Raw genomic sequence first — 25,119 nt, 5'->3', positions numbered from 1 at the left:
ATGCCCGATTTGCTGATCGCGCCTTCGATCTTATCCGCCGATTTCGCCCGGTTGGGCGAGGAGATCGCGGACGTCGAGCGGGGCGGGGCCGACTGGATTCACGTCGACGTCATGGACGGCCATTTCGTGCCGAACATTACGCTGGGGCCGCCGATCGTGCAGGCGATCCGGCCGCACACGAAGCTGCCGCTCGACGTGCATTTGATGATCGAACGGCCGGACGAGTACGTCCGCGCCTTCGCCCAAGCGGGCGCGGATTATATTTCCGTGCACATCGAGGCTTGCGCGCATTTGCACCGGACGGTGCAGTTGATCAAGAGCGAAGGGGCCAAGGCGGGCGTCGTGCTCAACCCGGCGACGCCGCTCTCGACGCTCGAGCATATCGTCGAGGACGTCGACCTCGTCCTGCTCATGACGGTGAATCCCGGCTTCGGCGGACAGCGGTTCATCGGCTCGGCCGTTCCGAAAATCGCGGCGCTTCGCCGCCTGCTGGACGAACGCGGCCTTGCCGGCGTCCACGTCGAGGTCGACGGCGGCGTCAACGAGGAGACCGCGCCGCTCGTCAAGCAGGCGGGCGCGAACGTTCTCGTCGCCGGCAGCGCCGTGTTCGGGCAGCCGGACCGCCGCGAGGCGATCGCCCGCATACGCGGCTGACGCCGCACTCGACGCTTGACGAAAGCGGGAAAGGAGGGGGCGCCCGTTGAGGAAGACGCTTTGGCTGCTCGTCTGCAGCTTTTTGGCCGGCCACTTGCTGCTTATTTTTTCGTGGCATGATTATTCGATTTTCCGTTACATATATTCGCTGGGCGCATTGTTCGTCGGCATCTATTACTTCAAAAACTTCGAATCGAAAGGGCTGCGGATCGGATTCGTCCTGACGTCACTCGTCTTTTGGCTCCTACTGACCGTTGTTTATGTCGCGCTCGGCAAAATCCCGATTTTGAATCTGGAGCCGCCGGGATTGAAAGTGGAGCCGTGAGCCATGCCGCTGGCATCTTTTCCCGCATGCCCGCATATAGATGACTACAAGAGTTGCCGCTCTTGTAGTTTTTTTGTTCGGGTATCACCTTTTCCGCAGCGGCGAATATACTAAAGACATAAGGTGAATCCGCGCGGCGGCGCAAGGATGAGGGACAGACGGCAGGCGGGCGTTCGTGGCCGTGCGGAACATGCGAGGGAGGGGTAGAAATGAAATTTTATACGATCAAGCTACCGAAGTTTTTGGGCGGTGTCGTGAAGGCGATTTTGAACTCGTTCAGCAAAAGCTAGTCGGCCGCCCGGACATAGCGCGATCTGCGCCGGGTGTTTTTTCGACCATGCCGGTGAAGGGAACGACAACAAGCATACTTACGGACGCCGTTCGTCGCGGCTTTCCCGGTCCAAGCCTGCCGGTCTGCCCTCGCTTCAAGCTGCGGCGGAATATTGTCCAAGCGGGTCCGGTCCTCGCCCGGGGGCCGGAAAACGGCCGTTCAACGAAAAAAAAGCACCTAGAATCGGGTGCTTTTTGTCTATTCGGCTCATTGCGCAAGGCGGTAACGCCATGCGATTCGGACTTACACGCGCTCGACGAGTCCGGATTTCAGAGCGCGGGCGCTTACGTAAACGCGCTTCGGCTTGCCGTTCACCATGATGCGGACTTTTTGCACGTTAACGCCCCAAGTGCGTTTGTTCTTGTTGTTGGCGTGGGACACGTGGTTGCCTTGGCGCGGGCTTTTACCGGTAATGAAACATTTGCGGGCCATGAATTACACCTCCTGTAAAGCAACTATACCGAACACATACCCCAATATATTAGCATATGCGGCAAGGGGCCGTCAATTCCGGTTGGAGCGGTTTTTGCATTTATTTCTTTTGTCGATTATAGTAAAATGGTAGCAACCGTTTCAGGAGGCACGTTCGGCAGCACGACCGCCGAGCCGGCTTCGGCTCCGGCCGGCGTCGCCGCCGACCTAATACTATCGCTCACAACCATCGAACCGGAGGGGATCGCCATGCCCATGCAAATCGACGGCGAATGCGGCAAAATATTCGTATCGAACGAGGTGATCTCGGTCATCGCGGGCTCGGCCGCGCTCGATTGCTACGGACTCGTCGGCATGGCTTCGCGCAAGCAGCTGAAGGACGGCATCGCCGAGCTGCTCGGCCGGGAAAACTTGAGCCGGGGCGTCGAAGTCCGTACCGAGCCGGACGGCGTACATATCGATCTGCACATCATCGTCAGCTACGGAACGAAAATTTCCGAGGTGGCCCACAACGTGCAGTCCAAAGTGAAATACGTGCTGAACGATGTCGTCGGACTGAAGGTCGATTTCGTGCACATTATCGTACAAGGGGTACGCATCGCCCGCTGACCGATCGCGATCGGCGAGCCGGCATTTTTTCGACAGGAAGGGGATCTTTTTTGAGTAAGCGCTTTAATACGCTAAATGGACCAAATTTTGCCAGCATGATCATTAAAGGCGCCGAACATCTTCATGCCAACGCGGAGAACGTCAACGCGCTGAACGTCTTTCCCGTTCCCGACGGCGATACGGGAACGAACATGAACCTGACGCTCGCTTCCGGCGCGAAGGAGCTTCGCCGCAAGACGTCGCCGCATATCGGCAAGTCGGCCGAAGCGCTGTCGAAAGGGCTGCTCATGGGCGCCCGCGGCAACTCCGGGGTAATCCTGTCGCAATTGTTCCGAGGCTTCGCCAAAGCGATCCAGGATGCGGAGGAGATCGACGCCGCGCAATTCGCGGCGGCGCTCCAAAGCGGCGTCGATACGGCCTATAAAGCGGTCGTCAAGCCGGTGGAGGGGACGATTTTGACCGTCGCCCGCGAGGCGGCCAAGCATGCGGTCGCCTCCGTCCGCCGCGACGGCGATATCGCCGAGCTGATGGACGAGGTGCTGGCCAAGGCGAAGGAGGCGCTCGCGAAGACGCCCGAGCAGCTGCCGGTGCTGAAGCAGGTCGGCGTCGTCGACGCGGGCGGGCAAGGGCTCGTCTGCATTTACGAGGGCTTCGTCGCGGCGCTTTCGGGAGAGGCGCCGGCGTATGAGCCCGTATCGCCGTCCCGGCCCGCGCCGTTCGCCGAAGCGGGAACGATGCCCGGACACGGCGCGTCCGATCGCAAAAAGGCGCAGTCGCATATGGCGACGGAAGATATCGAATTCGGCTACTGCACCGAATTCATGGTCCGGCTCGAGCCGGGCAAGACGCCCGGCGCCGTCTTCGACGAGGCGGCGTTCCGCGGCGAGCTGTCGGGGTACGGCGACTCGGTGCTCGTCGTCGCGGACGACGAGCTCGTCAAGGTGCACCTGCACGCGGAGCGGCCCGGCGAGGTGCTGACCGCGGCGCAGCGGTTCGGCGAGCTGGTGAAGATCAAAATCGAGAATATGCGCGAGCAGCACGCCCATATCGTCGAGGACGAGTCCCCGTCGACGGCGGAAGTGCGGGCGGCCGCAGCGGACGACGACGCCGGATCGGCCGGACCGGCGAAGCCGTCCAAGCCGTTCGGGTTCGTCGCGGTCGCGGCCGGAGACGGCGTCGCCGCCATCTTCGAAAGCTTGGGCGCGGACGTCGTCCTGTCCGGCGGCCAGACGATGAACCCGAGCACGGAAGACATCGTAGGCGCGATCCGGCGCGTCGACGCGGATACCGTATTCGTCCTGCCGAACAATTCGAATATCGTGCTGGCGGCGAAGCAGGCTTGCGACATGACCGACCGCCGCGTCGTCGTCGTGCCGACGAAGACGATCCCGCAAGGGATGGCCGCGCTGCTCGCCTTCCGGGCGAACGCGACGGCGGAGCGCAACGCCGAGTCGATGGAGGAGGCGGTCGCGCGCGTCCGGTCGGGTCAAGTGACGCATGCGGTGCGCGATTCGCAAATCGACGGCATGGACATTCGCGCCGGCGACTATCTCGGCATCCGGGACGGGCATATCGTCGTCTCGACGCCGGACCTGCTCGCCGCCTGCAGCAGGCTGATCGACGACATGATGGCGGGCGGCGGGGAAGTCGTGACGATTCTGACCGGAGCGGAGGCGTCCGAGCCGGTCACCGCGGCGATCGCGGCGTACGTGGAGGAAGCGTACCCCGACGCCGAGCTTGAGGTGCATCCCGGCGGGCAGCCGGTATACAGTTACTTGATCGCCGTCGAATGAAGCGGCGAGGCGATCATACGGAAGGGAGTGCTCCGATGGCGAACGTCCGGATAGTGACGGACAGCACGTCCGATATTCCGGAGGCGGTCCGGAAGCAGTACGGCATCGAGATGGTGCCGCTGAAAGTTCATTTCGGGACGGAGACGTTTTACGACGCCGTCACGATCCAAGCGAACGAATTTTACGATAAATTGAAAAGCGCGTCCGCGATGCCGACGACGTCGCAGCCGTCCCCGGTCGATTTCCTCGAAGCGTACAAGCGGGCGGCGGACGAGCCGGACACGTCGGTCGTCTCGATCCATCTGTCGTCGGCGGTAAGCGGCACGTACCAGTCGGCCGTCCTGGCGAAGTCGCTGCTCGAGGACAAAGGGGACGTCTCGGTCGTCGATTCGAAGTCGGCGTCCTACGGCATCGGCCTGCTCGTCGTCGAAGCGGCCAAGGCGGCGCGGGAAGGCAAGAGCAAGGAGCAGATTTTGGAGCTGGTCGCGAAGCTGCGCCGGGAGACGCGCATTTATTTCCTCGTCGGCACGCTCGAATATTTGCAGAAGGGCGGACGCATCGGCAAGGCGGCCGCGCTGTTCGGCTCGCTGCTCAACATCAAGCCGATTCTGACGATCGACGACGACGGGGAAGTCGCCTCGGTGGACAAGGTGCGGGGGCATAAGAAGGCGATGGGGCGCATCGTCGAGATGCTGAAGGAAGAGTTCGGCGACCGCGAGCTGCACATGACGGTTGCGCACGGTCAGGCGGAGGAGGCGGCGAACGAATTCGCCGCGCTGCTGCGGGAGCAGTTCAACATTACGCAGATGACGTACGCCGAAGTCGGCCCGGTCGTCGGCGCCCATACGGGTCCCGGAGTGCTTGCGGTGTTCGTCGTTCCGGCGTCATGAGTGCCGGCCTGCACGCGATGTCCGTCCGCGCCGTCAAAGGCGTCACGCCGGCCAAGGCGAAGGAGCTCGAGACGCTCGGCATCGATTCGGTCGCCAAGCTGCTCGAATATTATCCGTTCCGGTACGAAGACTACCGGATTCGCGACTTGACCGGCGTGAAGGACGGGGAAAAAGTAACGATTCAGGGCAAGCTGTATAGCGAGCCGTCCGTGCAAATGTACGGGCGCAGCAAATCGCGCATGTCCTGCAAAGTATATGCCGACCCGCTGTTTATAACCGCCGTCTGGTTCAACCGGCACTTTCTGAAGGATCGGCTGAAGCCGGGACAGGAAATCGTCCTGACGGGCAAATGGGACGGCCGCCGGCAGCAGCTGACCGTCTCCGAATCGGAGTTTCCGGGCGGCAGCACGTCCCGATCCGGGACGCTTCAACCGGTTTATTCGGTAACGGGGGCCATTACGCAAAATTGGATGCGGAAGACGGTGCAGCAGGGCATCGCCCAGTTCGGCGATCTCGTCGCCGAGGCGCTGCCGAGGCCGCTCGTCGACAAGTACGGCTTCATGCCGCGCAAGCAGGCGATCTACCGGATCCATCATCCCGACGACGTCGAGGAGGGCAAGCAGGCGCGCCGGAGGCTCGTCTACGAGGAACTGTTCTTCTTCCAGCTGAAGCTGCACGCGTTCCGCGCCATCCAGCGCAAGCGCGCCGACGGCGTCGCCCACGAGTTCGACAACGAGGACGTCCGCAACTTCGTCCGCGGGCTTCCGTTCAAGCTGACCGATTCGCAGAAAAAGGTTATCGGCGAAATTTTGCACGACCTGAAGGAGCCGTACTGCATGAACCGGCTTCTGCAGGGCGACGTCGGCGCGGGCAAGACAGTCGTGGCCGCGGCGGCGCTGTTCGCGACGGTAAAGGCGGGCTGCCAGGGCGCGCTCATGGTGCCGACCGAAATATTGGCCGAGCAGCACAAGCGGTCGCTGGAGCGGCTGTACGAGCCGTACGGCATCGTCGTCGGCCTGCTGACCGGCAGCTTGACCGACCGGCAGCGCCGGGACGTCATCGCCTCGCTTCATATGGGGCTCATAGACGTCGTCGTCGGCACCCATGCGCTCATCCAGGACGACGTCCTGTTCCGCAAGCTCGGTCTCGTCGTGACGGACGAGCAGCACCGGTTCGGCGTCAACCAGCGCACCGTCCTGCGGCGAAAAGGAATGAACCCGGACGTGCTGACGATGACGGCGACGCCGATTCCGCGGACGCTCGCCATTACCGCCTTCGGCGACCTCGACGTGTCGACGCTGCGCGAGCTGCCGCAAGGGCGGAAGCCGATCAAGACGTACGCGGTCGGCCACGACAAGCTGGAGCGCGTCATCGGCTTCATCCGCGGCGAAGTGTCGGCCGGGCGGCAGGCGTACGTCATCTGTCCGCTCATCGAGGAATCGGAGAAGCTGGACGTGCAGAACGCGCTCGACGTCCACGCCCAGCTGTCCCACGCCTTCCCGGAATTCCGCGTCGGCCTGCTGCACGGACGGATGTCGACGCAGGAGAAGGACGAGGTCATGCGCGCGTTCAAGGAGAACGAAGTCCAGGTGCTCGTCTCGACGACCGTCATCGAGGTCGGGGTCGACGTGCCGAACGCAACGGTCATGGTCATCTACGACGCCGTCCGGTTCGGGTTGTCGCAGCTTCACCAGCTGCGCGGCCGGGTCGGCCGGGGCGAGCATCAATCGCACTGCATCCTGATCGCCGATCCGAAAAACGAGACGGCGAAGGAGAGGCTGCGCGTCATGACGGAGACGAACGACGGCTTCGAGATCGCCCGCCGCGATTTGGAGCTGCGCGGGCCCGGCGACTTTTTCGGCACGAAGCAGAGCGGGCTGCCGGAGTTCAAGCTGGCCGACATGATGAGCGACTTCGATATCATGGAGCTGGCGCGCGACGACGCGGCCGAGCTGGTCGCATCGCCGGAGTTTTGGACGTCGGCGGAGATGCTGCCGCTGCGCGAGTTTTTGCAGCGCGAGCAAATTTTCGACGGGGAGCGGCTCGATTGAGCTGCCGCCGTCCCGTTCGTTATACGCACTAATCCGTTGAACCGTCGGGGGAAGCCCCGGCGGTTCTTACTTCTGTTTGTCCAGAATGTCGGCGAACCGATCCATCAGCTCCATCGCCCCCTCGGTCATCCCCGATTGAAGCACGCCGTCGCGTACTTCGACCGAAGGGTAAAGGGACGTTTCCGTCAGTTTCGTCCTTCTTCCTCCATCCAATTCCTCGAACGTGACCGTGACCAGCCCGACGGACGGAACGCCTTCGAACTCGTACGTATGGACGAGCCGTTCCGGCGCCGCCACTTCGTGAAAAACGCCGTTATGCGCGTACTCGTTCCCGGCCGGATCCCGTTGGACGTATCGCCAGACGCCGCCTTTTTTGACGTCCAAGCTGTCCACGACCGTCGTCATGACGCTCGGTCCCCACCATTCGGGAATGGAGGCTTGATCCGTCCACATCCGGAAGACGAGCTCGCGGGGAGCTTCGAACGTCCGGCTAATCACAATCTCCTGCTTATTCGGTTCTGCAACGATCGATGTTTTGGCCATGTTTTCATTCTCCTTTTCCTCTTGAAAGAGTCATTTCGATTCGTTTTCCTGTTCCTGTTCCTGCACCTTCCGGAGAAGAGCGTCGAACCGGTCGAATTGCTCCTCCTTGGCGTCCAGAAACGTTTGCACCCAGCGGTCCAGCTCGGCGAACCGCTCCTTGCGCAGCTTGAAGATGCGTCGGTTCGCTACGGCCTGCACGTCGACGAGCCCGGTATCGTTCAATACCCGGAGATGCTTGGACGTTTGGGGCAGCCGCAGTCCGAGCCGCTCGGCGATTTCCCCGAGCGTCAAAGCTCCCCCGTCCCGCAGCAGCTCGACGATGTTCACCCGGTTCGGTTCGGCAAGCGCGCTCAACGTGGCCGCGTTCATGGATCGGCCTCCTTTCCTCGACCCGGAAACCGGGTCGCGTCGTCTTTACGCATCCAATATACCACAAAAGGAATTTTCCTGTAAAGGAAATTTCGTATAGAGGAAACTATGATGCGTTATTATGGCGTCTTCAAAAATTTTTAACAAGTTTGTGTCGTTTTCGGTCGGATTCGGTTTGGTGGCGCTTACAATACATTCACAAGACGTTCCATCCAGGAGGAGGGAGAACATGATCCGGTTTCATCAAGTCAACAAGCATTACGGCCCGTTCCACGTGCTGAAGGATATCAATCTGTCGGTCAAGTCGGGCGAGGTCGTCGTCGTCATCGGACCTTCCGGCTCCGGGAAAAGCACGCTCGTCCGCTGCATCAACCGGCTGGAGACGATTACGGACGGCGAGCTGCTCGTCGACGGCGTCCGGGTCAACGACGCCAAGACGGACATCAACCTGCTCCGGCGCAACATCGGCATGGTGTTCCAGCATTTCAATCTATATCCGCATATGACGGTCTTGAAAAATATTACGCTCGCCCCCATGAAGGTGGCCGGCGTCTCCGAGAAGGAAGCGCGCGAAACCGCGATGTATTACCTCGAAAAGGTCGGCATCTCCGGCAAGGCGGATTCGTATCCGTGGCAGCTGTCCGGCGGCCAGCAGCAGCGTGTCGCCATCGCGAGAGGGCTCGCCATGAAGCCGAAAATCATGCTGTTCGACGAACCGACGTCCGCGCTCGATCCGGAGACGATCGGCGAAGTGCTCGACGTCATGAAAACGCTTGCCCGCGAAGGGATGACGATGGTCGTCGTGACGCACGAGATGGGATTCGCCCGCGAAGTGGCCGATCGCGTCGTGTTCATGGACCAAGGCAAAATCGTCGAGGAGGCGGCTCCGGCCGACTTTTTCGCCAACCCGGGCGAGGAGCGGGCGCGCCTGTTCCTGAGCCGGGTGCTAAACCATTAATCGCTTGGCAGTACGCTCATACCAATTGACGAAAAGGGGATATAAAAGATGAAAATGATGAAAACGTTGACCGGATTGACACTGACGGCCGTCATGGCCGTATCGCTCGCGGCATGCGGCGGCGCAAGCGGCGACAAAGCGGCGGATAACGCGACGAACGCGTCCAACACGGGAGCGGCGTCCGGCTCCGTCGAGAAGATCAAAGCGCGCGGCAAGCTGGTCGCCGGCGTGAAGTACGACTTGAACCTGTTCGGGCTGAAAGACCCGGCGTCGGGCAAAGTGGAAGGCTTCGACATCGACATCACGAAAGCGATCGCGAAGAAAATTTTCGGCGACGAGAACAAAATCGAGCTGAAGGAAGTAACGTCCAAAACGCGCATCCCGATGCTGAAAAACGGCGAGATCGACATGATCGTGGCGACGATGACGATTTCCGAGGAGCGCAAGCAGGAGATCGACTTCTCCGACGTCTACTTCACCGCCGGCCAATCGCTGCTCGTGAAGAAGGACAGCAACATCAACGGCTTGGCCGATTTGGGCAAAGGCGCGAAAGTATTGACCGCGAAAGGGTCGACGTCCGCGAAAAACATTCGCGAGAAGGCGCCGGACGCGCAAGTGCTCGAGTTCGAAAACTACGCCGAGGCGTTCACGGCGCTGAAGGCGGGACAGGGCGTCGCGCTGACGACGGATAACGCGCTTCTGTTCGGTATGGCGAAGCAGGACCCGAACTTCCGCGTCACGACCGAGACGTTCACGACCGAGCCGTACGGCATCGGCATGCGCAAAAACGAGCCGGACCTCGTCAAGCTCGTCAACGACGTCATCGCCGAAATGAAGGCGAACGGCGAATACGACAAGCTGTACGAAAAATGGATCGGCGAAAAGCCGAAAAAATAATGAAAGCCGCCGGGGTGGGCCGACTCGCCCATCCCGTTTTATTTTGAAAGCAAAGGAGGGACGGGGATGATCGACTTCTCCATCTTGACGGAGCATTGGGGCATGTACATGGACGGGTTCGTCAACACGATCAAGGCGAGTCTGATCGCGCTCGTCGCCAGCTTCGTCCTCGGTACCGTATTCGCGGTGTTCCGCATCGCGCCCGTCCGGGTTTTAAACGCGATCGGCGCGGCATATGTTGAGTTTATCCGCAACATCCCGCTGATCCTCGTCGTGTTCTTCATGTTCGTCGGGCTGCCGGTCGTCGGAATCCGGCTGAACCCGTTCATGGCCGGGACGGTCGGGCTTACGATTTATACTTCGGCGTTCATCGCCGAAACGCTGCGCGCGGGCATCGCTTCCGTGCCGAAAGGGCAAATGGAGGCGGGACGGTCGTCGGGGTTCGGCTACGTCGAGACGATGCGGTACATCGTGCTGCCGCAGGCGGTCAAAATGGTCATTCCGCCGCTCGGCAACCAGTTTTTGAACCTGATCAAAAACTCGTCCGTCTTGGGCGTCATCGCCGGTCTCGATTTGATGTATTACGGCGATTTGGTTTCCTCGGCGACATTCGTCACGTTCGACGTTTACATTTTCGTCGCGCTCTTCTACTTGGTGTTAACGATTCCGCTCAGCCTCGGCGTCCGCCATCTGGAACGCCGCATGGCTCGGGCGCGATAAGGAGGGGGAACCGATGGATTTCGCCGGAGCATACTCTCCCGCCCATTTGAAGTTTTTGCTGCAAGGGTTTTGGATTACGCTCGAAGTGGCGTTCGTCTCGATCGTCCTCAGCTTCATCGTCGGCACGGTCGTCGGCATCGTCCGCTATTGGCGCATTCCGGTGCTGTCGCACGTCATGGGCGTTCTCGTGGAGACGATCCGCAACTTGCCGCTGCTGCTCATTATCTTTTTCACCTATTTCGCGCTGCCCGAGGTCGGGATCAAGATGAGCAAAATGAACGCGGCCATCCTGGCGCTCGTCATCTTCGAATCGGCGATGCTGGCCGAAATCGTGCGCAGCGGCTTGACCTCGATCGATAAAGGACAGACGGAAGCGGCCCGGTCGTCCGGCTTGTCCGCGCTGCAGACGATGCGGTTCGTCATTTTGCCGCAGGCGCTGCGCCGGATGGTGCCGCCGATCGTCAGCCAGTTCATTTCGCTGCTGAAAGATACGTCGCTCGCCGTCGTCATCGCGCTTCCGGAGCTGATGAACCACGCGCAGATCATCAACGGACGCAACGTCAACTACGTCATCCCGACGTTCATCGCGGTCGCTTTGCTTTATTTCGCGGTCAATTACGCGTTGTCCGTCTTGTCGAGGAAGCTGGAGAGCAGACAAATTTGAATCGGCGATACGGATCTTCGTTTCTTGGGTAAGTTAAGAAACGGGGATCTTTTTCGCATCCGCTCGAAATCGTCTGCCGGCTTTCGACGCGGTTCCCGGAGGTGAAGGCTAAGTCATGTCGGATCGGATTCGGATTTTGATCGTCATTATGGCGGCGACGGCGCTGCTCGGCGAAGTGAAGCTGAATCCTTTCGGGGATACGTTTCGCATATCGCTCGGAATCGTCGTTTATTTTTTCGGGCTGCTATGGTTTTCCGTCCCCGTGCTGTCCACCGGCTTGCTGACGGGAGGCGCCGTCGTCCTGTTCCGGGTCGGGATGGACTTGGCCGGCGGCGATGCCGGCTTGTTCGAGAGCTTTATGCGGCACAGCTCGACGTTCGGCTTTTATTTGTGCTTCGCCGTCGCCGTGAAGCTGATGCGCATCCGCAAGCAGGCGGAATTTCCGATCCGCGTCGGCTTAATCGGGGCCGCGGCCGACTTCACGTCGAATGTGGCGGAGCTGACGGGGCGCTACTTGCTGCTGGACGGAGCTCCGCCGACGTGGCACGGCATCCTGCTCGTCGCGATGGCCGGCGTGCTGCGCAGCTTCTTCGTCGTCGGCCTGTACAATATGCTCTCGATCCGGCAAGTTCGGCAGGAGGCCGAGTGGCGCAAGCTGGAGCTCGACCGGATGATGCTGCTGAACTCGAGCCTGTACGAGGAATCGTTCTTTTTGCGCAAGCTGATGGCGCAGGTCGAGATGCTGACGCGGGAAAGCTACCGGCTGTACCGGCGGCTGATGGAGCAGCGCGTCGCCGAGCATCGGGCGGCGCTCCATATGGCGGAGAACGTGCACGAATTGAAAAAGGATATGCAGCGCATTATGGCCGGCTTGTCGAAGCTGATGCGTCCGAACGAAGCGGGGGAGAGGCTGCCGATCCCGGAGCTGTGCGGCCTGGCCGTCCGGGCGAACGAGAAGTACGCGGACTCGCTCGGCAAGCGGATTGCGTTCCGCGTCGAGGCCGGCGTTCAGCTGTCGACGAATCAGGTGTATGCGCTGCTGTCGATTTTGAACAACTTGCTTGCTAACGCGGTGGAAGCGATTGCAGAGGAAGGTGAGGTCGTCGTGGAAGCCGAGCTGGTCGACGATTGGGTCCGTTTTCAAGTGCGGGACGACGGGCCGGGCATTTCGAATCCGGAACGGGAGTGGGTGTTCGAGCCGGGGTATACGACGAAGTTCGATAGCGAGGGGTATTCGTCGACGGGAATCGGGCTGACGCATGCGCGCGACATCGCGAAGTCGTTGGGCGGTGCTCTCGAGCTAAGGGAGCAAGCCGTCGGCGGCGCCCGGTTCGAGCTGCGCGTCCCGGTCGACCAGCTGATGCGAAAGGAGGAGGACGAGGCGGATGAGGCTCTTTCTGATCGATGACGATGCGGCGGTGCGCAAAATGCTCGAGCGCATGATCGCCGAAAGCGGACTCGGCGAAGTCGTGGGCGAGGCGGAGGACGGGCTGTACGTCTCGGCGAGACAGGTGGCGGACGCGGACGTCGTGCTGATGGACCTGCTCATGCCGGGCAGGGACGGGATCGAGACGATCAAGGCGCTTCGCCGGGAAGGGTACGGCGGGACGTTCGTCATGATTTCCCAAGTCGAGCACAAGGACATGGTCGGCGAAGCGTATCAGGAAGGCATCGATACGTTCATCCGCAAGCCGATCAACCGGTTCGAGGTGCTGTCCGTGCTGAAGCGCGTCTCCCATCATATCAAGCTCGTCCGCTCGCTCGATACGATCCGTCATTCGCTTAGCGCTCTGGGTGGCGAGGCGGGGGGCGCGGCTCCGCCGGGGCCGGCGAAGCCGTCGCTCGAGGAGAAGGCGCGCTCGCTCATGCTGCAGCTCGGCATCGCCGGGGAAGCGGGCGCTGCCGACTTGCTGAACCTGGTTCGCTGGCTCGAGGAGGAGGAGGGACGCAGCGGCCCCGTCCAGGAGCTGCCGGCATTGAAGGAAATGTACGGGTACGTGCTGCGCAAAGGCAAAGAATCGGACCCCGAGCAGCGCGAGCGGGAAATTCGCGCGATGGAGCAGCGGATGCGCCGGATGGTGCTGCAGACGCTGACGAACGTCTCGTCGCTCGGGCTGAACGATTTCGGCAATCCGGTGTTCGAGCATTTCGCTTCGCGGCTGTTCGATTTCCAGGAGGTGCGGCTGCGGATGCGCGAGCTGGAGCAGGAGGCGGAGGGGACGAATGCGAAGGTGAACGTGAAAAAGTTTTTGCAGGCGTTTTTCTCCGAGTTGAAGCAAAATTGATCGGCAAAACGGCGGCCCTTCCGGCATACACTGGAGAATGACCACTTCGGGAGGTGTCGACCGTGTCGTATCAGAAGTACGGAATCCCGCGCGAGCTGGTGGAGCGCGTCAAGCTCAAGCTGAAAAATCCCGATACGAAGGATCGGGTAAAAGCGATATTGGACGGCGTGACGAAGTCGGACCTGCAGGACCGCGCCAAAGTGAAGTCGCTGCTGGCCAAGCTGACGAAGGCGCTCGGCGAGCCGATCTCGGACGGCCTCGCGAACCAGATCGTGCAGATGGTGCTCGACTTGAAGATCGATCCGAACAATACGTTCCACTTGATCAAATTGTGGGGGATGTTTCGGTAGGGGCGCGCGCCGCTCGGGCGATCGTTGACGAAGGTTCGGCAGAGGCGCGCTTTCGTCCGGACGGAGCCCGGGTCGGACGGGATGCCGGTTCGCCGGACACGCTCGACGTTGGCGTACATAGGAACGCGATGCCCCGGCGGCCAACGGGGCTTTTGGCGTGTTCGGCTCGGGTCGGCGGGCTTGAGGGTCGCCCGCTCGGGGGCGCAGTCATGACTTGGTTTATCAAGTTCTGTTCGTTCGAGCGGAGGGGGACCCTCCCGGCGAGCTGAAGTCGCAAGCCGGGGCGGGACGGCCTCGTGAGGGTGACTACCATCATGCGACGCCACGCCGCGCGCCGGGAGCAATTGGATTCCATCCAACGGATTTCCCGTTCGGGGACGCGATAGGGGCTTCCGTTGGAACATATCCAATAGAAAGTTCCGCACCGTCCGCATTAGGGCCATTTTGGGAAAAGCAATCGGATCGTTTCCAATTAGAGTCGCATATGACCCGCCATGCGCGGCGATCTGTTGGATAAAATCCAATAACCGCACACTAACCCTTTTGTTTTCCATCTCTTGACACGGCGCCGGCGATCGAATATGATTGCGATGTAAGTGATCACTTGCATCGAAGAAAGGGACGGTCCATGGGCGGCAATCTCCAAACAAGCGACAAATTGATGCTGGCGGCCATCGATCTCATGGCGGAGAAAGGGTATGACGGCACGACGACCAAGGAAATCGCCGCCGCCGCGGGCGTTAACGAGGTGACGCTGTTTCGCCATTTCGGAACGAAGCAGAAGCTGCTCGAAGCGGCGTTCAACCGGTATCATTACGCCGACGAGATGACGAAGCTGTTCGAGCAATCGATCCGCTGGGAGCTCTACGAAGACCTGCTCCTGATCGGCCGCACGTACCATCGGATCATGAACCGGAACCGGAAGCTGCTCTCCATCGTGCAAAAGGGAGGCAGTCATCTCCCGGCGGACATTCAACGGGAGGCCGGGCGTCATCCCCGCCATCTGAGGAAGCTGCTGTCGGACTACTTGACGGCCATGACGGCGCAAGGCAAGGCGGCGGCCGCAAACCCCGCCATGCAGGCGCTCGCGTTCATGTGGATGCATTACGGTGCATTCATCAGCAAGCTGAACCCCAATGACGACGACCCGGAAAACTCGATGGACGAATTTATCGAGGAGAGCGTACGGCTGTTCGCTAGGGCGTTAGCCCCCTAGCTCTTTTTTCGGACAAAATGCAAGTATGTGCTTGCACACATTTTTCGATTTCCCGAGGAGGTATCATGCTCATGCATACGGATGCCAAACTGCGAAAAGGTACGGTTTTAATGCGTTTATTGCTGGCGACCGTCATGATTTCGGCGATGAACGCCATAATGTTTAACGTCGTCCTTCCGCAAATCGGCGACGAGTTCGGTCTTACGCTCGCACAGGCAAGCTGGCTGTCGTCGGCTTACACGCTCCTTTACGCATTCGGAACGGTCACGTACGGGAAGCTGGCCGACCGGTTCCAGCTGAAAAGCTTGCTGACGTTCGGATTGTCGCTGTTCGCGGCGGGCTCTCTCGTCGGACTTTTGTCCCAATCGTTCGGGATCGCGCTGCTCGCAAGGTGCTTGCAAGCGGCGGGGGCGGCCGCCGTTCCGGCGATGGCGCTCATTATCCCCGCCCGCTATTTTCCGCGCGAGAAAAGGGGCTCCGCGATCGGCATGACGGCGACGGGCCTCGCGCTCGGCGGCGCGCTCGCTCCCGTCGTGTCGGCGGCGGTCGTCAGCGTCGCAAGCTGGCGATGGCTCTTCCTGCCTTCCTTGCTCATGCTGGCTCTGCTTCCGCTGTACCGCCGTTTTTTGGAGAACGAGCCGAAGGAAGAACGTTCGCGGCCCTTCGATTGGCTCGGCGGAAGCTTGCTTGCCGCTTCCGTTACGCTTCTTTTGCTCGGCGTGACGAACCGGTCCTGGTTGTATGTGTCTTGCGGCGTCGCGGCCGTACTCCTCTTCATCGTGCGAATCCGCCGGGCCGAGCACCCTTTCGTGCAGCCCCGGCTGTTCCGGAACCGGGCGTACGCCGTCGGGTTGACGCTCGCTTTTCTCATCGCGGGGATCGGCGTTTCGTTATACTTTCTGACTCCGATTATGCTTTCGGACGTCTACCGCTTGGATTCCGCGTGGATCGGCTTCGCCATGGTCCCGGCGGCGGCAGCCTCCTCCATCTTGGGAAGAAAGGCAGGCAAGCTGGCGGATCGGAAAGGAAACGCCTACCTGTACGCCGTCGGCTCGGCCTGCTTGATCGGCTGCTTCGCCCTGTTGTCCGTCTTCACGGGAATATCGCCGGTATGGATCGCCGTCTTCTTGATGTTCGGCAACGTAGGCCAGTCGTTTTTGCAAATCGCGATGTCCAATTCCGTGTCGGGGTCGCTGCCCCAAGACCAGACGGGAATCGGGATGGGGCTGTTCTCGATGATCAGCTTCATCGCCCAAGGAATGGCGGCGGGCGTGTACGGCATCGCCGCCGCGCAAGGGGCGTCCGCGAATTGGAATCCGCTGCTCGCTGGTCCCGACGGCGCCTTGTACAGCAACGTGTACCTCGTGTTGGCCGCCGCGCATGTCGTCTTGTTGACGGTATATCGATTGCGGCTTCGCAAGGGGCGTCCGAGCGTGGCCGTCCCGCTTTCCCCGGCTCGCGAATAGGCGGCGAGAGGGGAGCATCACCGAAACGGAAAGGAGAATGTCCCATGGCCTTATCTTCGAAGCGGTCGTGGATCGACGAATTATTGGCTTGGCCCGGGGTGACCCGGCACCCCCATCGGTTCGGAGGAATCGAGCTCCGATTCGACGGGCGCGAAATCGGTCATTTGCACGGCGAGCGGCTGGCCGACCTGCTCTTCCCCAAGCCGGTGCGCGACCGGCTTTTGGCGGAAGGGCGCGCGAAGCCCCATCATATAGTTCCCGATTCCGGCTGGGTATCGTTTTACATCGACTCGGAGGAGGACATCGTGCAGGCTGTCGAGCTGTTCCGATTGAAGTACGACCTCATGACCGCGAAACGGAACGAACGAAGCGCGGGAGAAGAAACATAGCCGCCGGCCTACGCCTGTTCTCCGGCCGCATACGGCGCGCCGCCGTCCCTCACCGGGACGGCGTTTTTTTGCTTTCTGCGCCTCCTTAGGCGAGCCAACCTAAAAAAAACACAAGGCCAATCAAAGGGACTCCATTGTTGGCATGCGCCCCTCCGCTTTAAGATAAAGGAGGATAAGCGCTTACACGATCGAACGTCGAACCGGAACGGGACGGGACGCCCGTCGTCTCCCGTGGCAAACGTTCGCGAGAAATCAACGGGTTTGGGGGGAGCGAACATGGCGGCACATCTTCAATCCGCGTCGGGCAAGGCGGAGAGGCCGGCTACGGGCGGCAGCCTGCTGTCTTACATGTGGAAATACCGGACGCTTTATTTGATCTCGATACCGGGGATCGTCTACTTTTTCATTTTCAAGTATATTCCGCTGTTCGGGTCGGTCATCGCCTTTCAGGACTACAACATTTTCAACGGCTTCGCGGGCAGCGTCTGGGTCGGCCTGAAACATTTCCGCACGATGTTCGAGCATTACGATTTCCTGCGCATTTTGAACAACACGATTCTGCTCGGCCTGTACGACCTGTTCATCGCCTTCCCGGCACCGATCGTGCTCGCGCTGCTGTTGAACGAGCTGCGGGTCGTCCTGTACAAGCGGGTGCTGCAGACGATCGTCTACATGCCGCACTTCTTGTCGTGGGTCATCATCAGCGGCATCGCGATCGGCATCCTGTCGCCGTCGACCGGCCTGCTGAACAAGGCGCTCGGCCTGTTCGGCGCCGATCCGGTCTACTTCCTGGGCGAAAACTCGTACATCCGCACGATCTTGATCGGCTCGGGCATATGGCGCGACACCGGGTACGGCACGATCATCTACTTGGCCGCGCTCGCCGGCATCAACCCGGATTTGTACGAGGCGGCCGAGGTGGACGGGGCGGGCCGCTGGCGGCAGACGATGTCGATTACGATTCCGTCGCTGCTGCCGACGATCATGATTTTGTTCCTGCTGCATATCGGCAAGTTTCTCGACCTCGGCTTCGAGCGCGTCTTCGTGTTCCTGAACCCGCTCAACACGGAGAACGGCGAAATTTTGGACACGTACATTTACAAGGTGGGGCTGTTGTCCCAGCAATACAGCTACACGACGGCGGTCGGTCTGTTCAAGTCGCTCGTCGGACTTATCCTGATCGTCATCGGCAACGTGTTCAGCCGCAAAACGACGGGTGAAAGCCTTTACTAGGAGGTGGCAACCTTGAGACAATATAGCCGTGGACAAAACGTCTTCAACGCGTTCAACGTCACGCTGCTCGCGATCGTCGCCCTGACGATGCTGCTGCCGTTCCTGAACGTCGTCGCGCAGTCGCTCAGCAGCTCCGAGGCGATCATCAACAACAAGGTCGGCTTGTGGCCCGTCGAATTCACGACGATCAACTACCGCTACGTGTTCAGCGACGCGTCGATCTGGAGGGCGTTCGGCGTTACCGTCTATATCACAGTCGTCGGCACGCTGATCAACCTGATCGCCACCGCGTCGCTCGCTTACCCGGTGTCGCGTCAGGAGTACGTCGGGCGCAAGGCGGTCGTTATGTTCGTGCTGATCACGATGGTGTTCACCGCGCCGCTCATCCCGAACTTCATCCTGATGAAGAGCCTGCACCTCGTCAATACGCTGTGGGTGCTGCTTCTTCCGGGAGCGATCAGCGCGTTCAATTTCTTCGTCATGCGCTCGTTTTTCATGCAAATTCCGGGAGAGCTGATCGATTCGTCGCGCATCGACGGCTGCGGCGAGCTGCGCATCATCTCGAGCATCGTGCTGCCGCTGTCGAAGCCGGTCATGGCGTCGCTCGGCATTTTCTACGCGGTGAACCATTGGAACACGTACATGAGCGCGCTGTATTACATCAACAAGCCGGCGCTGTGGCCGCTGCAGGTGAAGCTGAAGAAGCTGTTCGAGACGGACGACATCAGCATCGATCCGTCGTCGCAAGTGTTCAGCTCGCTCGCCCACACGTCGCCGGAAGGGATCAAGATGGCCGTCATCATCATCGCGACGCTGCCGATCATTCTCATTTATCCGTTCCTGCAGCGTCATTTCGTCAAAGGCATGATGGTCGGCTCGGTCAAATCGTAATCGCGCATTCCGGCGGTCGTTCGCTTGTCGTCCAGCGACCGCGCCGCGTGCGGGAGCGGGAAGCCGGGATAGCCCGGGCGCCGTTGGCGAAAAACGGTGTGTAACGGAAACGAAACGGAAACGCGCGCCGGACCGCGCCGCCAGCCGGCGGAGGAACGGTAGCGCCAAAGGGGCGTTATCCATGTACCGCATTCTGATCGTCGACGACGAGCCGATGATTCGCAAAGGGCTGGAAAAATTGATCGTACAGACGGAGGGTTTCGACTGCTCGGTCCGGACGGCCGAGAATGGGGAGGAGGCGCTGGAGCGAATCCGCGAGGAGCGGCCCGACTTCGTCTTCACCGACATCCGGATGCCGCGGATGGACGGGCTCGAGCTGTGCCGCCGGCTGGCCGAGGCGGAGCCCGACGTGCAGGTCGTCGTCGTCTCCGGGTACGGCGATTTCGAGTACGCGCGGAAATGCGTCTCGTACGGGGTGAAGGAATATTTGCTGAAGCCGGTCGGCACCGCGGAAGTGCGGGACATCCTCGCCAAGCTGGCGGCGTCCCGCGAGAAGAAGCGGTCCTCCGTCTATCTGTCCGTCGCCAAGCTCGACGAATGGGTCGAGCGGATGGAGCTGGCCGTCTGGAGCTTGCAGGCCGACGAGCTCGAAACGCTGCTCGAGCGGCTGAAGCGCGATTACGACTTCGCCCACCTGACCGTCAGCCGGCAAAACGAAGCGCTGCAGGAGCTGTACGCGCTGCTCGTCAAGAAGCTCGTCCAGCGGGACGTCGTCCCGGCCGACAAGGAGCTGAAGCTGGAAGGGATCGCGACGAGCGGCGAGTCGTTCGCGAAGCTGGAGGAGGCGGTGCGCCAAGTATTCCGCGACCTGAAGGCGAAGCGCAAAGGCAAGGCGCGCAATCCGGTCGAGGCGGCGAAAGCGTTTATCGACGACCATCTGGCGAAGGACGTGTCGCTCGAGGAGGTGGCCGACATGCTCGGGCTCAACCCGTCGTATTTCAGCCAGCTGTTCAAGCAGTCGACGGACGAGACGTTCGTCCAGTACCGGACGCGCCGCCGGATGGAGAAGGCGAAGAGGCTGCTCGAGCAGCCGCACTACCGGATTACGGACATTTCGTACGAGGTCGGGTACGCCGATCATCCGCATTTCACGAAAATGTTCAAAAAGCATACGGGGCTTTCGCCGTCCGAATACCGCAGCAGTCTGGGGATCGACTGATGAGGAGCCTGTCGAAGCGGCTGTTCGTTTACTTCCTCGTCGTCATCGTCATGTCGCTCACGACGGTGGGCGTCTTCGCGTACACGCAGTCGTCCCGGGCGCTCGACCGGCAGTCGGAGCGGTACATTTCGCAAATCATGTCGAGCGCCGTCTATCAGAGCGACCTGTACTTGAAAACGTACGAACGGGCCAGCGAGTCGCTGCTCACGGACTTGGACCTGAAGCGGTTTCTCGACATCAATCCGACCGACAGCTTCGCCTACTACCAATATTACGACGCGCTGCAAAAGCGATTGTTTCCGACCGTCTTCATTCTTCATCCGCAAACGCATTTGATTTACTTGATCGGGGAGCACGGCCGCGCCGTCGCCGACGACAATTCGAACCAGGCGTATACGCCGAACTTCCGGCCGGCGGACATGTACCGCGAGCTGCTCGAGCGGACGCCCGAGAACGGAGCGATCGCCATTTTCAAAGGGAGCATCAAGCCGGATCAGGCGGACCGCGTCATTACGCTCGCAAGAAGGGTCCGGGGGGTGCAAAGCTATTCCCCGAACGGGGTGCTCGCCATCGAGTTCCGCGAGCAGGACTTGGCCCGCATCTGGCAGCCGCTCGATATCGGGGAGCAGGGCTTCTTCTTCATCGTCGACGACAAGGGCGGGCTCATCTTCCGGCCTTCGGAGCCGCATGACGAGCTCGACGGGTCGCTCGTCCGGAACGTATTGGCGGCGGGCAGCGGCAGCTTCGTCGGGAAGCTGGACGGGGAAAACCGGCTGTTCGTCACCCGCAAGTCGGACTATTCGAGCTGGAGTATCGTCGTGTCCGTTCCGGTGCGGGAGCTGCGCGGCCCGATCGCGACGATCCGGACGACGACGCTCGTCGTCGGGCTCGCGACGCTCGTCGCGGCGATATTCGTCGCGCTTCGCTTCGGCCGCTCGATCGTCAAGCCGATTCAGGTGCTGAAGGACGGGATGCGTCGGACGGAGAAGGGCAACTGGGTCCGCCTCGACGTGCCGGAGCGGCTGGACGAGATCGGCGGGCTCATCCTGAGCTACAACCGGATGGTCACCCGGCTGTCCGAGCTGATCGAGCAAGTGTACGAGGCCGAGCTGAAGCAGCAGGGAACGCTGCTCGACCTGCAGGAGACGCGGCTCGAGCGGCAGAGGGCGGAATTTCAGGCGCTGCAAATGCAGATCAATCCGCACTTCCTGTACAACACGCTGGAGACGATCAAATGCTACGCGGTCGTGCAGGATTCGCGGGAAATTACCGAGATGGTCGAGGCGATGGCGTTCATGCTGCGCTATTCGATCCAGACGAACCTCGAGGAGATTACGGTCGCCAACGAGCTGAAGCACGTGCTCCGCTACATGACGATTCTCCGCCATCGGCTCGGGCGCGACTTCGATATCGACGTCGCGGTGCCGCCGGGCTTGCTGCTCGAGAAGATGGTGCGGCTGACGCTGCAGCCGATCGTGGAGAACGTTTTCCAGCATGCGTTCCCGAACGGCATCGAGGACCGGCATACGATCCGGATCGACGCCCGCCGGGAGGAGGAACGGTTTCTCGTCATCGTCGAGGACAACGGCGCCGGCATGACGCCGGAGAGGCTGGCGGCGCTGCGCGGCAAGCTCGGGCAAAACCGGCTCGCCGAATCGGACGCCGGCTCGATTTACCACCGCGGCGGCATCGGCCTCATGAACGTGCACCGGCGCATCCAGCTCGTCTTCGGCGAGCAGTACGGGATGACCGTCGAGAGCGAGCTCGGCCGCGGCACCCGCATCGTCTTGACGATGCCGGGCATCCGCAACAAGCTGAGCATCGCGGACCGCCATCAGCAGCGGCCGAATTCGGAGCGGCCGAATCCGGAACGATCGAATCCGCAGTCGGAATAGCCGGGCGGAATTTATGGGGAGGAATGGACGTATGGCAACGATCGATTTGAAGGGGAAAATCGCGCTTGTAACCGGATCCAGCTCGGGCATCGGCCGGGCGATCGCCGTCGCCCTCGCGGCGGGAGGAGCGAAGGTGGCGGTCAACTATCTCCGCAGCCGCGAGGACGGCGAAGAGACGGTGCGGACGATCCGCGAGGCGGGAGGAGAGGCGGAGCTGTTCCAGGCGGACGTCTCGAAGGTCGACGCGATCGAGGCGCTCGTGAGAGCGGTCGAGGAAACGTTCGGGGCGGGCGTCGACATCCTCGTCAACAACGCCGGACATCTGGTGCGGCGATGCCCGAACGCCGACATGACCGAGGAGCTGTACGAGACGATCATGGACGTCAATTTCAAGAGCGCCGTCTTCGTCACGAAGGCGGTACTGCCGGGGATGAAGGCGAAGGGCGGGGGCGCGATCGTCAACTTGTCGTCGCTCGCGGCGCACGACGGCGGCGGGCCGGGGGCGAGCGTGTACGCGGCCAGCAAGGCGGCGATCGTGTCGTACTCGAAAGGGCTGGCGAAGGAGCTGGCGCCCGCCGGCATTCGCGTCAATACGGTGTCCCCGGGCTTCATCGGCCGGACGGCGTTCCACGCCACGTTCACGTCGGAAGAAGGCCGGAAGGCGACGGTCGGCCGCGTGCCGCTCGGGCGGGAAGGGACGCCGGACGACGTCGCGGGCGCGGTGCTGTACCTCGTCTCCGGCTTGGCCGCGTATGTGACCGGGGAGACGATCGAGATCAACGGAGGCTTGTTCATGCGATGACGAACGCGGACCGGATTCGGGACAACGTCCGCTCGTACGTCTGGGCGGCCGACGCGCTGGCCCGGCTGCGCGGGGAGCTCGACGCGCTGCCCGCGGAGGCGCTCGCCGTGCCGTCCGAGCCGGGCGGCTGGTGGCACCAGTACGTCTGCCCGACGCACCATGCGGAGCTTCTGTTCGATCCGCGCGAGGCGGACGCGCACGAATTCGTCTGCCCGCGCGGCTGCCGGCTGGGCGGCGAGCCGTACCGCGGCGCGTGGCTCGTCTTCAAGCACCAGTCGCTCGCGCGGTACGCGCTGCAGGCGGCGGTCGTCCGCGCCGGCACCAGGGAGGACGGGTACGCCCGGCTCGGCGCCCGGCTGCTGCGCGATTACGCGGCGCAGTTTCCGCGGTACCCGGTTCACCCGGACGCGCAGCCGTGGATGCTGAAGGGCCGCGCCTTCCATCAGGCGCTGACGGAGGCGATCTGGGCGACGACGATTATCCGCGCCTATTTGCTGCTCCGCGACGAAGGAGCGGCTCCGCCGGACGACGACGGCGTCATGGCGACGTTTTTCGGCATGCTGGAGGGGAGTATGGAGCAGTACCGGCATATTCTCATCCACGAGAAGAAAAACGCCGAGAACAACTATACCGCCTGGCTGAACGCGGCGCTCGCGTGCGTCTACGCGGCGCGCGGCGAGCGTGGAAAGCTGTCGGCGCTCGTCGACGGGGAAGGCGGGCTGATCCACCATCTGTCGATCGGCGTGAAGCCGGACCAGCTGGAGTTCGAGGGAAGCGCGTATTACCATATTTTCGTCCTTCGCGCTTATTTGATCGCGGCGGAGATGGGCGAGCGGCTCGGCGTCGACCTGTTCGGCGTTCGCGGTACCGACGGCCAGTCGTTCGAAGGGATGTTCGGTGCGCTCGTCGCGCTGGCGAACCGGCAGGGCGAGCTGCCGGCGCTGCACGACGGCCCGTATGCGCGGGAGCCGTACGCCCGGGAAATCGCGGAAATATGCGAGATCGGCTTGACCCGGTACGGGCACGCCGGCTTCGTGCCGATCGCCGCCGAGGCGAACCGCCAATTGTACGGCGCGCCGATCCGGACCGGGCTCGAGGCGCTCGCGTTCGGGACGGGCGAATGGCCGGCGGGGCGGGACGCCGCGGCCGCGCTGGAGACGCGGCGCTCGCTGCTGCTCGCCGATTCGGGCTTCGTCGCGCTGCGCCGGCCGGGCGCCAAGCTGTCCGGCTTGGCCGACTTCGGTCCGCACGGCGGCTCGCACGGCCACTTCGACAAGCTGCACCTGTCGCTCGTCCACGAGCGGGGCGCGATTTCGCCCGACCTCGGCGTCGTGCCGTACGGATCGGCGCTGCGCAAAGGCTGGTACGCCGAGACGGCGAGCCACAACACGGTGGCGATCGGCGGCCGGTCGCAGGCGGAGCACGCGGGCCGGTGCATGAAGTTCGTCGACGGGGAGGACGCTTCATACGTCTGGCTCCGATCCGAAGGCGCTTACAACGATACGACGCTCGACCGGCACGTGCTGCTGACCGACGACGGCCTGCTGCTCGACTGGTTCGAGGCGCGCACCGGCGAGGCGGCCGCCATCGACTGGTGGCTGCACCCGCTCGGGACCGCGGCGCCGTTCGGCGACGATCCGTCCCGCTGGGTCGAGGAAGCCGAGGAGGCGTCTCCGCTCGGCGAGACGGGCGGCTACGTCCACGTGCGGCCGGTCCGCAGCCGGAAGCCGTCGGCCGCGGAGCCGGCGACGCTGCTGTGGCGGCTCGGCGTATGCGCGCCGGCGGACGGCGGGGCCGAGGCCGCGGCGGTGACGGCGGCGATGTGGCTGCCGCCGGGCGCCGAGGCGAAGCTCGTCCGCACGCCGGGCACGCCGGTCGATCCGAGCCGTCCGCTGGCCGGCATCGTGCATCGGCAAGCCGGCCGTCACGGGCGGTTCATTACGGTATACCGCGACGGCGAAGAGCCGATCGCGCTTCATTGGAGCGGCGAAGCGGCGGGAGCGGAGCGTGTGGACGTCCGGACGCCGTCCGGCGCGCGCGCGTTCCGCCTCGTCCCGGGCTCGGGTCTGACGGCGGAGCCGGTGTAACGGGGACGGAGGTCAGAGAACGGAGAACGGAGAAGCGGGCTAACGCAATC

At 62.1% G+C, this 25,119-nt stretch carries 26 protein-coding genes; 23 read left to right on the top strand and 3 right to left on the bottom strand.

Annotation, left to right across the window (positions count from 1 at the left end):
* From rpe to spoVM, 3 genes are all read left to right on the top strand, one after another.
* Positions 1-654, top strand: coding sequence for a ribulose-phosphate 3-epimerase (rpe, locus tag DLM86_RS12780; protein ID WP_110840401.1), 654 nt, complete (start codon positions 1-3; stop codon positions 652-654).
* Positions 655-700: 46 nt separating this feature from the next.
* The gene (locus tag DLM86_RS12775) at positions 701-979 is read left to right on the top strand and encodes a hypothetical protein (protein ID WP_110840400.1); all 279 of its coding nucleotides are present in this window, start codon (positions 701-703) and stop codon (positions 977-979) included.
* Positions 980-1,188: 209 nt separating this feature from the next.
* Positions 1,189-1,269 carry a stage V sporulation protein SpoVM gene (spoVM, locus tag DLM86_RS12770; protein WP_110840399.1) on the top strand — a complete coding sequence of 27 codons (81 nt, stop codon included), beginning with the start codon at positions 1,189-1,191 and terminating at the stop codon, positions 1,267-1,269.
* 284 nt (positions 1,270-1,553) lie between these two features.
* On the opposite strand, the gene rpmB is transcribed toward spoVM, so the two are convergent.
* Positions 1,554-1,742 carry a 50S ribosomal protein L28 gene (gene rpmB / locus DLM86_RS12765; protein ID WP_110840398.1) on the bottom strand — a complete coding sequence of 63 codons (189 nt, stop codon included), beginning with the start codon at positions 1,740-1,742 and terminating at the stop codon, positions 1,554-1,556.
* Between the two features lie 249 nt (positions 1,743-1,991).
* On the opposite strand from rpmB, the gene DLM86_RS12760 reads away from it, so the two are divergent.
* From DLM86_RS12760 to recG, 4 genes are all read left to right on the top strand, one after another.
* Positions 1,992-2,351, top strand: coding sequence for an Asp23/Gls24 family envelope stress response protein (locus tag DLM86_RS12760; RefSeq protein WP_110840397.1), 360 nt, complete (start codon positions 1,992-1,994; stop codon positions 2,349-2,351).
* A 95-nt stretch (positions 2,352-2,446) separates the two neighbouring features.
* Entirely contained in the window at positions 2,447-4,144 is a 1,698-nt protein-coding gene (locus tag DLM86_RS12755; protein ID WP_110840396.1) for a DAK2 domain-containing protein, read from the top strand.
* Between the two features lie 35 nt (positions 4,145-4,179).
* Positions 4,180-5,034, top strand: coding sequence for a DegV family protein (locus DLM86_RS12750; RefSeq protein ID WP_110840395.1), 855 nt, complete (start codon positions 4,180-4,182; stop codon positions 5,032-5,034).
* Positions 5,031-7,085, top strand: a complete 2,055-nt coding sequence (recG, locus tag DLM86_RS12745) for an ATP-dependent DNA helicase RecG (RefSeq protein ID WP_110840394.1) — start codon at positions 5,031-5,033, stop codon at positions 7,083-7,085. Before DLM86_RS12750 ends, recG begins: the two co-directional genes overlap by 4 nt.
* A 66-nt stretch (positions 7,086-7,151) precedes the next feature.
* On the opposite strand, the gene DLM86_RS12740 is transcribed toward recG, so the two are convergent.
* Together DLM86_RS12740 and DLM86_RS12735 are read right to left on the bottom strand one after the other, a co-directional pair.
* Entirely contained in the window at positions 7,152-7,628 is a 477-nt protein-coding gene (locus tag DLM86_RS12740) for an SRPBCC family protein (protein ID WP_110840393.1), read from the bottom strand.
* A 30-nt stretch (positions 7,629-7,658) separates the two neighbouring features.
* The gene (locus tag DLM86_RS12735) at positions 7,659-7,997 is read right to left on the bottom strand and encodes an ArsR/SmtB family transcription factor (RefSeq protein ID WP_110840392.1); all 339 of its coding nucleotides are present in this window, start codon (positions 7,995-7,997) and stop codon (positions 7,659-7,661) included.
* Between the two features lie 229 nt (positions 7,998-8,226).
* Here DLM86_RS12735 and DLM86_RS12730 point away from each other — a divergent pair, with 229 nt between their 5' ends.
* The 16 genes from DLM86_RS12730 to DLM86_RS12655 all read left to right on the top strand — a co-directional run bounded on the left by DLM86_RS12730 (position 8,227) and on the right by DLM86_RS12655 (position 25,069).
* Entirely contained in the window at positions 8,227-8,955 is a 729-nt protein-coding gene (locus DLM86_RS12730) for an amino acid ABC transporter ATP-binding protein (protein WP_110840391.1), read from the top strand.
* A gap of 54 nt (positions 8,956-9,009) precedes the next feature.
* Positions 9,010-9,852, top strand: coding sequence for a glutamate ABC transporter substrate-binding protein (locus DLM86_RS12725; protein ID WP_110840703.1), 843 nt, complete (start codon positions 9,010-9,012; stop codon positions 9,850-9,852).
* Between the two features lie 66 nt (positions 9,853-9,918).
* Positions 9,919-10,572, top strand: coding sequence for an amino acid ABC transporter permease (locus DLM86_RS12720; RefSeq protein ID WP_110840390.1), 654 nt, complete (start codon positions 9,919-9,921; stop codon positions 10,570-10,572).
* 13 nt (positions 10,573-10,585) lie between these two features.
* Positions 10,586-11,236, top strand: coding sequence for an amino acid ABC transporter permease (locus DLM86_RS12715; protein WP_110840389.1), 651 nt, complete (start codon positions 10,586-10,588; stop codon positions 11,234-11,236).
* Positions 11,237-11,351: 115 nt separating this feature from the next.
* Positions 11,352-12,644, top strand: a complete 1,293-nt coding sequence (locus DLM86_RS12710) for a sensor histidine kinase (protein WP_110840388.1) — start codon at positions 11,352-11,354, stop codon at positions 12,642-12,644.
* Complete coding sequence (locus DLM86_RS12705) at positions 12,622-13,521, top strand: response regulator (RefSeq protein ID WP_110840387.1); 900 nt, start codon at positions 12,622-12,624, stop codon at positions 13,519-13,521. Before DLM86_RS12710 ends, DLM86_RS12705 begins: the two co-directional genes overlap by 23 nt.
* Before the next feature lie 62 nt (positions 13,522-13,583).
* Complete coding sequence (locus DLM86_RS12700; protein ID WP_110840386.1) at positions 13,584-13,871, top strand: stage VI sporulation protein F; 288 nt, start codon at positions 13,584-13,586, stop codon at positions 13,869-13,871.
* A 628-nt stretch (positions 13,872-14,499) separates the two neighbouring features.
* Positions 14,500-15,087 (top strand): TetR/AcrR family transcriptional regulator, encoded by a 588-nt coding sequence (locus tag DLM86_RS12695; protein ID WP_211326522.1) that lies wholly within the window; start codon positions 14,500-14,502, stop codon positions 15,085-15,087.
* Positions 15,088-15,197: 110 nt separating this feature from the next.
* The gene (locus tag DLM86_RS12690) at positions 15,198-16,553 is read left to right on the top strand and encodes an MFS transporter (protein WP_245954568.1); all 1,356 of its coding nucleotides are present in this window, start codon (positions 15,198-15,200) and stop codon (positions 16,551-16,553) included.
* A gap of 44 nt (positions 16,554-16,597) precedes the next feature.
* On the top strand, positions 16,598-16,942 hold the full coding sequence (locus DLM86_RS12685; RefSeq protein WP_110840385.1) for a luciferase domain-containing protein: 345 nt from the start codon (positions 16,598-16,600) through the stop codon (positions 16,940-16,942).
* A gap of 276 nt (positions 16,943-17,218) precedes the next feature.
* On the top strand, positions 17,219-18,175 hold the full coding sequence (locus DLM86_RS12680) for an ABC transporter permease (RefSeq protein ID WP_110840384.1): 957 nt from the start codon (positions 17,219-17,221) through the stop codon (positions 18,173-18,175).
* Between the two features lie 12 nt (positions 18,176-18,187).
* Positions 18,188-19,066, top strand: a complete 879-nt coding sequence (locus tag DLM86_RS12675) for a carbohydrate ABC transporter permease (protein ID WP_110840383.1) — start codon at positions 18,188-18,190, stop codon at positions 19,064-19,066.
* 181 nt (positions 19,067-19,247) lie between these two features.
* Positions 19,248-20,285, top strand: coding sequence for a response regulator transcription factor (locus DLM86_RS12670; protein ID WP_110840382.1), 1,038 nt, complete (start codon positions 19,248-19,250; stop codon positions 20,283-20,285).
* The gene (locus tag DLM86_RS12665; protein WP_110840381.1) at positions 20,285-22,180 is read left to right on the top strand and encodes a sensor histidine kinase; all 1,896 of its coding nucleotides are present in this window, start codon (positions 20,285-20,287) and stop codon (positions 22,178-22,180) included. The genes DLM86_RS12670 and DLM86_RS12665 overlap by 1 nt, the downstream gene beginning before the upstream one ends.
* Positions 22,181-22,211: 31 nt before the next feature.
* Complete coding sequence (locus DLM86_RS12660) at positions 22,212-22,982, top strand: SDR family NAD(P)-dependent oxidoreductase (protein WP_110840380.1); 771 nt, start codon at positions 22,212-22,214, stop codon at positions 22,980-22,982.
* The gene (locus DLM86_RS12655; RefSeq protein WP_110840379.1) at positions 22,979-25,069 is read left to right on the top strand and encodes a heparinase II/III domain-containing protein; all 2,091 of its coding nucleotides are present in this window, start codon (positions 22,979-22,981) and stop codon (positions 25,067-25,069) included. Before DLM86_RS12660 ends, DLM86_RS12655 begins: the two co-directional genes overlap by 4 nt.
* Positions 25,070-25,119: the final 50 nt, after the last annotated feature.

The sequence above is a fragment of the Paenibacillus flagellatus genome (genome assembly GCF_003217775.1).
GTDB classification, from domain to species: domain Bacteria; phylum Bacillota; class Bacilli; order Paenibacillales; family NBRC-103111; genus Paenibacillus_AB; species Paenibacillus_AB flagellatus.
This window is presented reverse-complemented; position numbering and strand designations above follow the sequence as displayed.

Coding starts and splice junctions, on each gene's coding strand:
- rpe (WP_110840401.1), top strand. CDS start 1: ATGCCCGATTTGCTGATCGCGCCTTCGATCTTATCCGCCGATTTCGCC.
- spoVM (WP_110840399.1), top strand. CDS start 1,189: ATGAAATTTTATACGATCAAGCTACCGAAGTTTTTGGGCGGTGTCGTG.
- rpmB (WP_110840398.1), bottom strand. CDS start 1,742: ATGGCCCGCAAATGTTTCATTACCGGTAAAAGCCCGCGCCAAGGCAAC.
- DLM86_RS12760 (WP_110840397.1), top strand. CDS start 1,992: ATGCCCATGCAAATCGACGGCGAATGCGGCAAAATATTCGTATCGAAC.
- DLM86_RS12755 (WP_110840396.1), top strand. CDS start 2,447: ATGATCATTAAAGGCGCCGAACATCTTCATGCCAACGCGGAGAACGTC.
- DLM86_RS12750 (WP_110840395.1), top strand. CDS start 4,180: ATGGCGAACGTCCGGATAGTGACGGACAGCACGTCCGATATTCCGGAG.
- recG (WP_110840394.1), top strand. CDS start 5,031: ATGAGTGCCGGCCTGCACGCGATGTCCGTCCGCGCCGTCAAAGGCGTC.
- DLM86_RS12740 (WP_110840393.1), bottom strand. CDS start 7,628: ATGGCCAAAACATCGATCGTTGCAGAACCGAATAAGCAGGAGATTGTG.
- DLM86_RS12735 (WP_110840392.1), bottom strand. CDS start 7,997: ATGAACGCGGCCACGTTGAGCGCGCTTGCCGAACCGAACCGGGTGAAC.
- DLM86_RS12730 (WP_110840391.1), top strand. CDS start 8,227: ATGATCCGGTTTCATCAAGTCAACAAGCATTACGGCCCGTTCCACGTG.
- DLM86_RS12725 (WP_110840703.1), top strand. CDS start 9,010: ATGATGAAAACGTTGACCGGATTGACACTGACGGCCGTCATGGCCGTA.
- DLM86_RS12720 (WP_110840390.1), top strand. CDS start 9,919: ATGATCGACTTCTCCATCTTGACGGAGCATTGGGGCATGTACATGGAC.
- DLM86_RS12715 (WP_110840389.1), top strand. CDS start 10,586: ATGGATTTCGCCGGAGCATACTCTCCCGCCCATTTGAAGTTTTTGCTG.
- DLM86_RS12710 (WP_110840388.1), top strand. CDS start 11,352: ATGTCGGATCGGATTCGGATTTTGATCGTCATTATGGCGGCGACGGCG.
- DLM86_RS12705 (WP_110840387.1), top strand. CDS start 12,622: ATGAGGCTCTTTCTGATCGATGACGATGCGGCGGTGCGCAAAATGCTC.
- DLM86_RS12695 (WP_211326522.1), top strand. CDS start 14,500: ATGGGCGGCAATCTCCAAACAAGCGACAAATTGATGCTGGCGGCCATC.
- DLM86_RS12690 (WP_245954568.1), top strand. CDS start 15,198: ATGCGTTTATTGCTGGCGACCGTCATGATTTCGGCGATGAACGCCATA.
- DLM86_RS12685 (WP_110840385.1), top strand. CDS start 16,598: ATGGCCTTATCTTCGAAGCGGTCGTGGATCGACGAATTATTGGCTTGG.
- DLM86_RS12680 (WP_110840384.1), top strand. CDS start 17,219: ATGGCGGCACATCTTCAATCCGCGTCGGGCAAGGCGGAGAGGCCGGCT.
- DLM86_RS12670 (WP_110840382.1), top strand. CDS start 19,248: ATGTACCGCATTCTGATCGTCGACGACGAGCCGATGATTCGCAAAGGG.
- DLM86_RS12665 (WP_110840381.1), top strand. CDS start 20,285: ATGAGGAGCCTGTCGAAGCGGCTGTTCGTTTACTTCCTCGTCGTCATC.
- DLM86_RS12660 (WP_110840380.1), top strand. CDS start 22,212: ATGGCAACGATCGATTTGAAGGGGAAAATCGCGCTTGTAACCGGATCC.
- DLM86_RS12655 (WP_110840379.1), top strand. CDS start 22,979: ATGACGAACGCGGACCGGATTCGGGACAACGTCCGCTCGTACGTCTGG.